Raw genomic sequence first — 13,896 nt, forward strand, 5'->3', positions numbered from 1 at the left:
TTTTATGCGGTTTGTTCGGGGACGGTCGTCGGCGTCGGCAGGAAGAAGCGGTCGTACAGCTGATAAGAAAGCAGGGCCTTGGTGATGGCATGCTGGCGATTACGGGCACGCAGCTTGTGGCAGGCCCGCTGGATATGGCTGGACACGGTGCGTTCACTGATACCAAGCGCCGCGCCGATCTCGGCGTTGCAAAGCCCCTCACTGGCACCGCGCAAACAGGCCCGTTCACGATCACTGAGCGGTTCCTCGGGGCGCTCGTCGGGCTCGGCGGCATCGGCAAGAAAACGCCCGACCCGCTCCAGCAACACCCGGCCGAGCAAGGTGGCGCAGGGCAGGTAAGTCCGGATATGCAGCCAGGCCTGGTCGTCATCACGGTCCATCGCCAGATCCAGCCAGGCCAGTTCACCGGGACCATTCAAAAGCGGCACCGTGCAGCCCGCCCGTAGCCCAAGGGCGGCACGGCGACGCATGGTGACCCGATAGGCCCGTTCCTGGAAATCCGCGCGCATCATCAACGCCCGCCAATCGATCGGCAGCGCCCCTTGGGTGGCGTACCGGGCCAGCGGGTCGTTGTCCACCGGCCAGTCCGGTGAGATCGGGTTCAGGGAGAGGTTATGCAGCGTGAACAGACCCGCGCCCCCCAGCGACTGCCCCCGCCAGGTGAACACGTAATGTCGGAAGCCGTGCGCTTCCATCAGATAGCTTAAACCGGCCCGCAACCGGCCCGGGGTGGTGATCCGGGCCAGGGACAGTATCTGGCCGGCGGTATCCTGTTCGTAGAACATCCGTGTTCCCCCTTCCTTTCTTATCGTTAATAAAACGCCCCCCTGCGCGGGACGGCGTATTCGCGGTTACAACATGCTGCGGCGCTCCGCCTCGGTGAGTTCGGCGCTTTGCCGTTCGTCCAGGGCGCCGGCGCCCAGCACCCGCACCGCGCCATCGGGCCGGTAGTCCGTGGTACCGGCGCTGCGATCCTGGTCAGGCACCAGCCGCTCCTCGCCGTAGCCGAGGATCTCCACCGTGATCACCGAGGGCCGGTCGCCGCGGTTGCCACGGCTCACCTGCTCCGCCGCCTGCACCGCGCTGTTGGCGGCGTTGGTGGCGTTGGTGAGGGCCCCCACATTGACCCGCGCCACCGCCGGCAGGCCACTGGACTCGCCTTGCACCTGGATGTTTTCCGCATTGACCACTTGCAGGGCGGCGATGTTCACGTTGCCGGATACCCGAATACCCGCCTCGCCGGCGTCGATCACCCCCAGCGGCGCGATCAGGTCGATATCGCCGGGCGGCACTTCCGGGATGGGGGCCAGGGTGGCGATACCGGCCCCGGTGGTCGGCGCCACCGGCGACAGGCTCACATTGCCCAGGCCGTCATAGACCCGGCGCGGCGGCGTGTACACCAGGGTGGTTTTGGCGCCACGGCCGGCGTTGATGTCGCCGGCGGCGGACCAGGCGAAGATGTCGCCGCCGTAGGTGGTGAAAATGCGCGACAGCCCCAGGGCGATATCGCCCTGGCTATATAGCTGGATATCGCCCCGGCCCTGGGTAAGGATGCCGTTGTCGCCGCCCTCCGGGCGCACGCCGTCCACGCCCACGATCAGATCGCCGCCGGGCACCAGCATTTGGATATCGCCGCCGCCCTCGGTGCGCACCAGGCCGGAATATTCACCGGTGGAGAACATGGTGTAATCACCTTGGTAGCCGGAGGTGCCCGCCTCGCTGTCCACCTTGGGCAGGAAGGTAGAGATAACACGACGGCCGCGCAGGTAGCTGCCGGTGCGGTCACCATCAGCATCGTTGTATTCCCGACCGCCGGCGCGCAGTTCCGCATAGTAGAGCTCGCGCAGGAAGATGCGTTGCTGTTCCGGCGACAGCGCCTCGAAATAGGCCAGCGCGGTGGTGCCGTCCAGGGCGGCATCGCCGTAGCGGTCTTCCAGCCAGGAGCTCAGCTCCTGATCGTAAACCTTGACCACCTTGTCCGGCTGGTCCGCCAGGGGCCGGCCCGGATCGGCCAGGTTGGCCGGGTTCAGGTAGGCGTCGATCAGCGCCTGATAATCCGGGCCGTCCGCGCCCATGCCCACGTTGATGGCAATGTCCGCGCCGCTGCCGATATCGCCGGAAAGGCCCGCCATGCTGCGCACCCAGCCCCGATCCGCCTGGTAGAAGTTACGGCCCGCGGTGACCTCCAGTGTGCCCGGCCCTACCGCGGCGGCGTCGATATAGATCAGGTCGCGGCCCGCCTCGATCAGGGACACGTCCGTCGAGGCGTTGTGACCGAAAGCCGCCGTCCGACGCTGGAAGGTACCGTCGAGGTTCACGCCCAAGCCCACAATATCGCGACCGGCACGAATCCAAGCCGGCCGGCCCAGCAGCCCCGAGCTTCCTGTGGACGGCAAGGTTCCATAGCCCAGGCTGTAGATATCGCCGTCCACCGCGTAGAAGCGGGTCGGCGCCAAACCAGAAACGCCCTCGGCATCTTCATACGCCTCGCCCCCCAAACCAAAGCGGTAAATGGAATCCGCGGCGAGCACCTCCACCCCCCCATCCAATGAAGGACGCACTTGAATGCTATCCCCCGAGTTACGCGTTCCGTAAATAGAGCCTTCGGACGCCACCAGACTGAGAGTGGAGGGGGCCTCGATACCCGTTGATAGGCTGCTCATCGTTATGTCCCCACCCGCCGCGAAAACAGAGGTTTTTGTCCCGTCGGTCCATAGCCCGGCGCCCGGCAGACCGGCGGTCGGGTTCAGGGTCCGGAATACCGCGTCCCCCACGCTCAACAGACGAGCCGAGCCATCACCCTGTGTCACTGAAAGAATGCCGTAGGCATTAACACGGGCCCGGGTGATCAGATCGTCCGGCCGAGGATCAGAGTTGCCTGGCACCTGAAACGTCTGCCAGGTCTGCCCGATGGCGCCGGCCCGCACCCGGATATCACCACGCAGATTGGCCACGTTACTTCTCGTACCGTCCCGCAAAGGATTGATCGCCCCGGCGCTGACGCGAAGCTCGCCACCCCCGGTTTGCCGGACGGTACCGTCCGCGTCACGCCAACCGCTGGCGCCCACCACCAGGTTCAGGGCCCCCACCGGTGTGGCGTCGGCACCGATAAAGGCGTAGGTGCCAAGCTGCTGGGCGGCGGACACCGACAGATTGCCGCCACCCAAGGCCCCGATGCCCTGGAACGTGGAGAATTTGGCCCTGGAGGTACTGTTTTTGCTATAGGTGCCCGGATGAATCCACCAGGCGTCCAAGGCGCCGTCGGCGGAGGCGCCCTGAGTCCAAAGCCAATCCGACGCCGGTAGATCGCCATTCAAATCGCCGCTGGTATAGCCATGGAGGTTACGGCCGGCCTGTACCAACACCTCGCCACCACCGGTCAGGAAACCGGCCTGCACATCGGTAACCGCCTCGGAATCCTGGTACTCGGCATAGCTCGCTCCCAGCTCTCCCCCGTCCGGGCGGGCCACGTCGGGCACCTCCCCGGCCGGCAGCGCATTGCCGACGGTGTAGACACCATAGGCGGAGTCATGCCGGTAATCCCGGGCGGCAAGCAGTTCCAGGTCCCCCTGGCCGGTGCGGATCACACTGGTGACTGGCCGCTCTTCGTTGGTGATGCCCCGAAATACCAGAGGTGCGTCGGGATTATCCAATACCAGGTCTCCGGCCAGGGCGCCGGCACGCACCGCGCGCCGGCTGGCGGAGGCCAGATCGGCGCCCGCCACCATGCGGATATCCCAGGACTCCTGGCCCCGGTCCAGCACCGGTGCCAGCGGTTGCAGGGGCACATTGATCGTTTCCGATCCGTTGAGACTGGAAATTCTGAACCCCTCGGGAAGAACCATGCCGGCTGTCAACTTGATCTCTCTGTTCGTCTCCGTGAGAGGCAAGCTAATACTTTGATACCTGGAAAGATCGGTTCCGGCGGGGATGGTATCCACCTGAATCTGCGGCGACAGGAAGAACACATAGCCGGCGGCGAATTCCGTCGCGGGCGGCGCGAGAAACGTAGCCGAGGTTCCTGCGGGAACGAGACCCGGACCATAAGTTACCCCCGTGCGAAGATCCCTGACCGCAACGGGTAACACTACATCCGCCGCCAAAACACCACTCACGACGGTCTGTACGGCAATGACCACGCTTTCCTCAATTGGAACCCCGGCAGGGAGGGCCACCTGAGAGGGATTGATCGCGAAGGGAAGGCTCCCGTCCACTTGAGAGATGTTCCATCCACCTGCCAGGGTCAAATCCTGCGGCAAGGTGTAGTCCGACTGGAAACGATTAGCGGTATCCAACAGACCCGGCTCCAACTCGAAGTCCACGGAAATTTCACTGTCCGGGCTGGTCAGCGGCACGCCGAAGCCGTCGCTGATATTGCCGTTCACGGTGAGATCGCCGCCGGCCCGCAGGTTGAAGACGCCGGCGGTGCCGGAACCTCTCACCGCCGGGTCCACATCCGGACCGTAGCGGTAGTTCGCCAGGTCCAGATCCCCTTCCACGCGCAGGTTACCGTCCTCGGTGGCGGAGACGATCTCCACGCCGGGGCGCAACTGGAAGGTCTCGGTGGCGTCGCGCAGGCCGGCCAACCGTGCCATCAGGTCGGCATTGGCCAGCGCGCCGTTGACGAAGGCTTCGCTGTCCTGGTGAATGCCGTCCATATAGGCTTCGTCGACCACCTGAGTGGTGCCGTCCTCGGCGTCCACCGGGGCATCGTCGTAGGTCCAGAAACCGTTCACCGCCAGTCGCTTGGCACCGCGCACGGTGAGCGGGCCGCCGGCGTCCACCGCCACGTCGTCGCCCTGGCTGCCGCCCAGACGGGGGGCATTCAGGTTGATCAAGCCACGGGCCTCGCCGCCGGCGCTCACGTCCAGGGTGGCGCCGTCCGCCAGCACCAGGCGGCCATCCCGGGCGGTGAGATCCAGGGTGGCCCGGTTGCTGCCCTCGATGGCGCCGCCGTGGCTGTCGCGTTTGAGCGTGTCGCCACTGGCGTCGAGCACCGCGCCGCTCTCGATGGTCAGATCGTCGCGGGCGGCCAGCCGCAGGCTGCCGGCGTGGTCGCCGCCGGCGCGAACCGTTCCGGCCACGGTGAGGCTGCCGCCATCGGCGGTCACGGACAGATGACGCGCCCGCAGTTCATCGCCGATGACCAGGTCACCGCTGCCCAGGGTAAAGTCCCGGCCGTAATCGAAGCCGCCTTCGCCAAGCCGCTGGTTGAGGCCGACGAAGTCGAGGATGGTCAGCCCCTCCACCTGAATCGAGCCGCCTTCGAAGCCGTTGTCCGGCTGATCCCCGGCGCGGGCGATCAGGTCACCTTCCAGCGCCACCTGCCCGTTGGCTGCGGTGGCCTTGACGGTGCCGGCGTCGCTGCCCCGGGCGGACACGTCCAGGGTCGCGCCGGCGGCCTGGCGCACATCGCCCTGGCGACTTTCCAGCACCACATCACCGCCGAAGCTGTGGCGGGTCACATCGAAGAAGGTCACTTCCCGGCCGGCCACGTCCAGGACGCTGCCCGCCGCCAGTTCCACATCTTCCTCGGCGCGGATTTCAATATGCCCGCTGGGCGCCGCCACGGTGCCGTCGATGCGCACCCGGTTGCCGTCCAGGGTGAGCCGCCCGCCCAGGTCCAGGCCGCTCCGGTCCACCGGTTCGGCGCCCTCCGGTCTGGCCACCGTCAAATCACCGCCAGCGCGGAAGGTCATGTCCGAGCGTGCCTGGCCGGTGAGCACCGGCGCGTTCAGCGTCAGGTTACCGCCCTGATAGTCACCGTCGCCGATCGCCCGCTGGTACACCGAGAGCTGGCTGGCCCGTTCACTGCTGATGCGATCCGAGGCATTGAAGGTCACGTCCGCGAAGCCCAGCATCCATCGCTCAAGGGTCAGGTTGGTCGATTCATCGGTGAGAGGCCCGTTGAATCCGAACAGCACTTCATCGGCGTCCACCTGGAAGGCCCCCGTGCCGGTGCCGGCACCGCCGTCGATTACCGGGCCCGGCTGCGCCGCCACCGGATCGGCGCCTTCCATATAACCCAGCCCGCTCCAGGTGAACCGTTCGGTGCGAATGGTGGCGGTGTCCCCGTCTCCACCCAGGCCGTAGATGGCCGGTGTGATAAAGCGCAGATCCGCGCTGGATTCGCCGGTGCCCGGGTCGAAGGTATCCAGACTGACCGGCCCGATGAAGTTAATGGAATTGGAGGCCTGGAAGCTCAGGCTTTCGATGCCGGGCCCGTCGGCCGGGCGCAGCAGACCGTCGAGCACACTTTGAGTCAGCCGCCAGCCGGAGGACAGCACACCGTCGGAAGCAGCCTGAGCGAGCGCCGCGTCGGTGCCCACGTTGATGTCTTCCACACCCAGCAACAGGTCCCGGGCGCCCAGGGAAATATCACCGATTTCCGCGCCGCCGGATGCCAGCAGCGCCACCGAGCCTTCCCCGAACAGCGCCGCGCCGTCCTCGACCCGCAGGCGGCCGTCGCCGCTGGCGCCGCCGAAGGTCATCAGATCATTGCCGACCACCAGCAGGGCCTGATCCTCGGCCGGGGCCAGAACAATACCGTTGGCCGCGGTCCAGCCCGCCGCCTCGAAGCCCCGGGTGTCGATGGTGGCGCCGGATTCCACCACCACGTCATCGGCACCGTTGACCTGCCCGCCCAGCACCACGGTCCCCGCGCGCAGGGTGGCGCCGGAACGCACCACCGTGGACACCCGGTAGGAATCCAGTCTGCCGTCGAATGACGGCGCGCTCACCCCCAGACCGAGAATAGTGGCGCCCAGGGCGTTGATGTCGTCGTCCACCAGGGTGATGCGGTCCCCCGCGCCCTGCCCTTTGTCGGCCACCACCTCCAGCGGTTTGCCGGTAAACGCCACCATGCCGCCGGCGCCGCCCTCGACCTGCCGGTTGCGCAGCTCCCCGTCGAAACGAAAGACCTGTTCCCCATCGTCCCGCGCGCCACCGAAATCGAAGGTCAGGCTGCGCATGTCCTCGGGAATCAGATACGGCGCCCGCGCGGCACCGAACTCCGCCTGGCGGTTCAGCACCCATTGCGTCAGCGTGGTCTCATCAAAGTCGCCGTAGCGGCGTACCTGGGCGCCGGACATGATCGAGGCCCGGCGCGGCTGCCGGGCCAGCAGCCCGGTATGCGCCACCCCCAGATAAACGCTGGCATCGTACAGCCCGGGCGCGCTGCTTCGAACACCCTGGTCGAAACGCTCGGAAGCGCCGAGTTCCACCCGGTACCCACCGGGCATCAGGGCGTATTCGGCGGGCAACAGGGTATAGGTGCCCGCCGGCAGGCCAGGCACGCCGGCGCCGATGGTTATCCGCTCACCCACCCGGGCGGGCCCGGCCAGGGCCGGGTCGATCGGCGCCACATCGCCGTAGTGGCCCGGGACGATGGCATACACTTCGGCATCACTGTCGCCAGCGTGCCAGGGCGCCGCATTGGCCAGGGCGGTATCAAGAATATTCACTGAGCCCCGCTGGCCGGACCGGAATCCGATGCCCTGGAGCACGCCGCCGGCGGAGGTGTCCACCACCGCGCCTTCCCGGGCGAGGAAAGTGGCGACATCAAAGACGATGCCACCGCCGGTACGCTGCCTCTGGGCGGCGTCGGAATTCGTTTCGTCAAACTCAACCTTTTCGCCGTCGTAGTAGTAGTTGATGCCATCGCTGGTGTACCCGTAGGGCAGGATCAGACCATCGGCACTGATCGAGGTGATGCTGTTTGCCCCTAGCGCCACATCCACGTGCACATTACGGACGTCATAGGGCGGGTTGGCCCCGCTTCCGAAAGCGGTGTTCACGACGTCCTTCCCCACCGAGATCAACCCCAACGGCGCCATCACCGCGCCGTTCTGTTCGATGTTCGGTGCCAGTAAATACAGCGCACCGAATACCGAAGGTGGCAGATCCGGGGTCCCCTCCCCTCGCCGCCGGATACTGAGCACGGCGTCGCCGGCGTTTTCGATGTCCGGATTGATATCACCGACTCTCAGGGCATTATTGGTGCTGTGGGTAACCGGATAGAGGCGCTCGGCGATCACCTCCAGCTCGTGCTGCGCGGTCAGCACGGCGTTGTCCATCCGGATATCGCCCCGGCTGTCCAGGGTCACCCGCGCGAAGCCCGGCAAATCCACCTCTGCTTCACCGCCGCCGAGCAGTCCCCGGGTACCATGCCCGCCGAAAGCCACCGCCCCCTGGCCCAGATCGATCAGGTCCGCGCTCACCGAAAAGCGGCTGCTCTCATGGGTGGAATTCGGTGAGATATGGCCATTCTCGAACTCGAAGAACGGACCGGTGCCTTGCTGGTTGCTGCTGCCGGGGACCGTCGGCAGCTCGGTACGACCGGCCAGCCTGACGTAGGGCGCGGCCAGCGCCACCTCGATATCCGGGGTTTCCGGGGCGGCGCCGATCACGGCGGCGGACAATTCAATCTTGCCGCCCAGGTCGAGGCCGGTGTCGCCCTCGAACAGGATCGCGTCTTGAGCCCACAGCGACAGACTATCAACCCCCCAGTCCTCGATGTCCTCGCTGTCGAACCGGGCCTGGCCGAAACGCAGGGCGGAATCGTCCTTGCCGGCGGTCAGGTCCGAGGGCAGACCGGACTCAATGCCCTCGCCAACCACGATGGTACGCAACTCGGTTTGGCGTTCGTCACCGATGTTCACCGGCAACGCGATGGTTTCCAGCATCACATCCAGGCTGCCACCGGCGGCGCCATCACCACCGCTTTCGGCACGCAGCTCACCATCGAAGTAGATGCCGGCATTGGAGCGCATCGCCAGGCCGCCGGCGTCGCCGGATACCGTGGTGGGTCCTTCGAGGCCCAGATCCAGGTCCGCCTGCGCGCCGGACACGTCGATGACCGCGCCATCCCGGACAATGATGAATTGATTGTTGACCGGATAAAGGCCATCCACCTTTTCCCGAGGCAGGTTGCTGCCCAGGGTCACCTGCCCGCCATTCAGTACCTCTCCATAGCGACGGCCTCTCAGGTCGGTGCCGGTGTGAGCAACCCCGGAGACGTCCAGCAGCGCATTCTCGCCGATCCAGATGGAACGAGCCGGCGTCGCCGCCTGCAGTTGAGCATCGCTGGACGGGTTGAGAATATCGATGCGCCCGGCCCGGGCCCTCAGGGTACCGTCCACGGTGGTCTGGCCACCCCGCAGGACAATGGACTGCTCCGGGTCCACCTGGATAACCGCATCTTTGCCCACGCTAATGGCACCGGGCCGGCCCTGGCCCTCTGATCTGAGGGTAAGGCTGGCTCCCGGCCGCCGGGACATTCTTTCGTCCTGGTCCGCCATCGGCAGGTACAGGGGCGGTGTCCATACTTCCAGGGCATCGTCACGCGTCGTCGCCGAGGCGGCGTTCGATCGGAAGCGATATACGGGCAGGGTTACATCAATGCGCTCGCCTTCGGCGACGGATACCCCTTTATGGCCGTTGACGTCGTAATGGGAAAAACCACGCTGGAAATCCTCGGCGGCCAGTTGCAGCACCGGCTTCACCCGCACATCGCGACTCAGCACGCTGCCCGCGGCCAGGATTTCCCCGGCGGCGAACACCACATCGTTGGGTAGGGGCGTACCCGCCGGCAGCGTTTGCTGGCTGGGCTGCACGGGAATGCCGTTGGGGAAAGCATCGGCGGGCACGATGTAATCGGAAGGCAAGGTGCCGACGGAGGCGCCCACCACATTGGTGATCACCGATCCGGCCGGCACCGTCTGGCTGGAACCATAGACCGTCCGGCCGACCAGGACCCGGAAGGTGCCCGTGGCCGACTCGGGTATGGTCCAGTCCGCCGCCAGGGTCAGCGTATTGGTGGGGCTGATGGTGATGGCGCTGTTACCGAGCGCCTCACCGGGCACGGCGACGGTGCGTTGGTACTGATAGTCGAACGGCAGGGTCTGGCCGGCGGCGATGACCACTTCCTCCAGCAAGGTCAGGTCCACCGGTGCCGTTTCACCGGCGGCCAGCAGCCCGCTGGTTTCGAAGGCGTCGCCGCCCACCACCACCGCTTCCCCGGTGCGCAACGTAAGCGTGCCGCCGCCGTCCACGCCAAACCCGCGCAGATCGCCATCCAGGGTCAACACGCCGTTTTGCTGGGCGCCGCTGTTTTCATTGACGGTGGTGGCGGCACTCAATGTGATGTCGCCGCCACGGCCGCCCATCAGGTTGCCGTCGGCGCCCACTGCGGCGCCAGAGGAAACATCGATGCGGCTGCCCGACTCCAGGGTGACATCCTGGCTGGAAATGACCTGGACGCGGCCGCCATCGCGGTGCGCCAGGGAAGCCCGGAATGGTTCACGGCGCTGATTGCTCCACAGGCCCCGGGCATCCAGGAATCCTTCGGCGCCCAGGCGCATCCGGGTTTCGCCGTCCGCGCCTTCCAGGGCGGTACGCACCCGGGAACCGCTGCTGTTGTACGCCTCGATAATGTTGGTCAGCGTAATATCACCGCCCCGCGCGGTAACGGTGGCGTCCACGTCCACCCGGCCGGAGGCCAGGCGGACATAGCCGCCCGGAGTGACGGTCAGATCGTGGTCCACGCGGATGGCGCCGGCGGACACCAGATCCACGCCGCCCAGATTTTGCTGGTTGAGGTGTTCAGCATCCAGCCAGACGGTGTTGAGTCGCTCGCCGAGTTCCCCATCCCTTTCCAACTGGTCGGCGATGGCGTCGAAGTCGCCGATGCGCACATCAGATTCGAAGCCGCCGGCAAGTCCCCGCACGCCGTATTTCCCGATCAGCAATCGTCCGCCCAGGGCGACGCGATTCTGAGCTTGCTGGTAGCCGTCCAGGCCGGCGTCACGGGGACGGTCCTGACGTTCGCCGTTGTAGACGCTGGCATCGATGTCGCCCTCAAGGACGACGGTGGGGGCGCTGACGATCAGTTCACCGGCATCGCGACCGGTGACATAACCACTTTCCAATCGCCGCTCGCGGATCACAGCCGGGTTGTAATAGGCATCGGTCTGCCCCCAGCGCGCACTGTGACGCTGATAGCCCCGGTAGACGCCGGTATAGCGCAGATAGCCCGGCGCCGAGGCGGCGTTGTAAACATTGCCGTCGGCGCCCATCAGCCAGGTCTGACGCACATAGCCGCTTTCCACGTTGAGCGTGCCACCGGACAAATTAACGCTGGAACCACTCTGGCTGATCACCGCGTTACCTTGCAGGCGCACGGTGCCGCCGGCGGCGGCCCATTCCCGGGCGGAGTGTTCGCTGGTGTCCAGGTAGCCGCTCACTTCCAGCAGACCGCCGGCGGTGTACCAGCGGTCTTCTTCGTAACCACCGGTGCCGGCCGGCACCAGGATAAGGTCACGACGGTCAAGCCACACGTCGCCGTTCTTCAGCGCCGCGCTGTCCCGGTTGAAGGGCGAATCGCGCAGCTCATTACTTTGCACATCCACCAACACATTGTTGGACTCCATCGCCACGCGCACGCCGACGGCGCCGGCCACGTCCACTTCGGCGCCGCTTTCCAGGCGTACCCGGTCCGCGGCGGCCACGGCGACCTGGCCGCCGGTGGCCAGGGTCAGAGAGTCTTTTTCGAACATCACGTCGTTGCCGGAGACGATCTCCACCCGGGACTGGTCGCGGCGGTCCGGCAGATCCGCCAGATTATCGAAATGGCCATCGGTCATCTGGTCGCGGAGCAGGTCCTGGTCCGCGGACTCGTCGATCAGTTGCTGGCGGCGGCTGTCCGTGGCGGTGCCGCTGTCCTCGTCGATAAGCACGGCGGTGACGCTGTCCGCGCCCAGGGTGACGCTGCCTTCCGTGTCGCTGGCGGCGTTGAGCAGGTGCACCGTGCCGCGGGCATCCACGCTGGTGGTCGCCACCGCCACCCCTTGCTGGCGCACCTCATGGCCGGTGAGCGTGATGTCGCCTTCCGGAGAAAGAATCAGGCCCTCGTTGAGGACCTGGCCGGCATCGCTGCCGGCGTCCAGCGAGGCGGCCACTTCGTTGCCCCGGGTGGTGGAGGCGGTGTTCTGTTCGGTGCCCTGTCCCTTGCGAATATAGAAATCGTCACCGGCGGCCAGGGTGGTCTGGCCCCGGTCGGTGACGATCTCGCCGCCATTGTTGACGCTGCGCCCCAGAAACATGGCGTAGCCGCCACCCTGGGTGCTGGCTCCCGGCGCCCGGGTGGTGATGCGCGCGCCAGCCTGAATATCGATATCACCGGCGGCATCGGTGAACACCGGCTGGCTGCCTTCCGCGTCGAAGTAGATGCCCCGTTCACGAAACTGCTGGTCACTGATATCGGCAGCGGCGGCCACCAGATTACGTACGTTGACCTGACTGGAGCCGCTGAACACCACACCGTTGCGGTTCACCACCATGACGGTGCCGTCGCCCTGGATGCGACCCTGAATCTGGCTGGGTCGTGCCTGCGGGTCATTGATGCGGTTGAGCGCCGCCCAATTGGATTGCTGTTCGAAGTCGACGGTGGTGTCGCGGCCGACATTGAAGGTCTCCCAATTGAGAATGGCCTTATCCCCGGTTTGCTTCACCGTCACCGTGGTGTGACCGTCCTTGATCGACTGGCTGGGCCCTTCCGCGTTGTGCCATCCGGCGGTATCCGGATTGGCGTCCACCTTGAGCCCGCCCTCGGCCAGACCGTTGGGAATATTCGATGCGGCGTGCCGCGCCGCCTCGCGGGCCGCCTGCTGGGCGGCCCGCTGCGCGGCGAGGGTGCCGGCGGTACGGCGCAGGTTATCGATGGAGTGACGCAGCTTCGCCGCCGCCTGCTGTTCCGCCAGGGTGGCGGCCCGGGAGCGCCCACTCACCGCCGAGGCGGACGCCTGGGCAGCAGCCCGCGCCGAGGCCTTCGCGGCCATCCAGTCCGCACCCGCCACCCGCGATCCGGCCTCCGCCACCGGCAAGGCGCCCACCGCCAGCATCAGGGCCATCGCTCGCGCCAACGGCTTGAGGGTAAAGGTGGCGTCACCGGGGCGTTTCGCCGACGGGCGCGGCGGGGCGGCATGCTTCAGCTTCATGGGGTTCTCTCAACGCGGACAAAAAAGGGTCGGCCGACGTGGCAATGATCGCCGGTCTTCCTGGCATAGACGTTCCGGAACGCCGTGGAATGAACCCATTTCATGGAAAATTCATAAAGCCGGCGAAACACGCTAGTCGTGAAATATTTCCGACATACTTCCGCGCCATAATGCGAAGTTGCGCATTCATAACCGTTTCTTCCCGATCCATGACCGGACCGTTGGCGCCGTGGCCGTAGCCGCTGTTAAACGCTTTGGGGCGACCGTTTCAACCACATTGCGCCTTCTCGCAATTGGATCCCTGCTTATCGGTACCACGGTATTCGGCGACGACGACGCACGGGAATTCGACGTTCCCGCGCAGGCTCTGTCCCGTGCGCTCGAACAATTCAGCGAACAAACGGGGGTGTCGATTTTGGTGACCAGTGATCTGACCAGCGATAAGAAATCCAGCACGGTACGCGGACATTTCAGGCCGATGGCGGCGCTCACCCGGCTATTGGAGGGCACCGGATTGCGGGCGCGTCGCATCGGCCCCTCGGCCCTGACCCTGGTGCCGGCTCCGGCGGCACCCGCCGCCACCGATACCGCCACCGTTCCGGTACCTTCCCTCTACGCCGCCCGGTTGCAACAGCACTTCGCCGACCGGGTTTGCCAGCGGCTTGGCGATGCATACGGTCGGATCCGCGTGGCGGTTCAGCTCTGGATCGCCGCCGACGGCACCGTCGAACGGGTTCATGTGCTGGATTCCCACGACGCGCCGCGCTGGGGGGACAAGGTGCGCGCGGCGCTGGCCGGCAGTCGGCTGGCGCCGCCGCCGCCCGGCCAGCCCAATCCGGTAACGGTACTGTTGATTCCGTCGGAAGCGGCGACGCCCTGCCCGTCCTCGGGGAGCCGCTGA

General features: G+C 66.2%; 3 protein-coding genes. 1 reads left to right on the top strand and 2 read right to left on the bottom strand.

Annotation, left to right across the window (positions count from 1 at the left end; all coding sequences use genetic code 11):
- Window positions 1-2: 2 nt before the first annotated feature.
- Together IM760_RS06700 and IM760_RS06705 are read right to left on the bottom strand one after the other, a co-directional pair.
- The gene (locus tag IM760_RS06700; RefSeq protein ID WP_204427769.1) at window positions 3-785 is read right to left on the bottom strand and encodes a helix-turn-helix transcriptional regulator; all 783 of its coding nucleotides are present in this window, start codon (window positions 783-785) and stop codon (window positions 3-5) included.
- A gap of 66 nt (window positions 786-851) precedes the next feature.
- Window positions 852-12,995, bottom strand: a complete 12,144-nt coding sequence (locus IM760_RS06705) for a filamentous hemagglutinin family protein (protein WP_204427771.1) — start codon at window positions 12,993-12,995, stop codon at window positions 852-854.
- A gap of 178 nt (window positions 12,996-13,173) precedes the next feature.
- Here IM760_RS06705 and IM760_RS06710 point away from each other — a divergent pair, with 178 nt between their 5' ends.
- Window positions 13,174-13,896 (top strand): STN domain-containing protein, encoded by a 723-nt coding sequence (locus IM760_RS06710; RefSeq protein ID WP_204427773.1) that lies wholly within the window; start codon window positions 13,174-13,176, stop codon window positions 13,894-13,896.

The sequence above is a fragment of the Alloalcanivorax marinus genome (assembly GCF_016906305.1).
GTDB lineage: Bacteria > Pseudomonadota > Gammaproteobacteria > Pseudomonadales > Alcanivoracaceae > Alloalcanivorax > Alloalcanivorax marinus.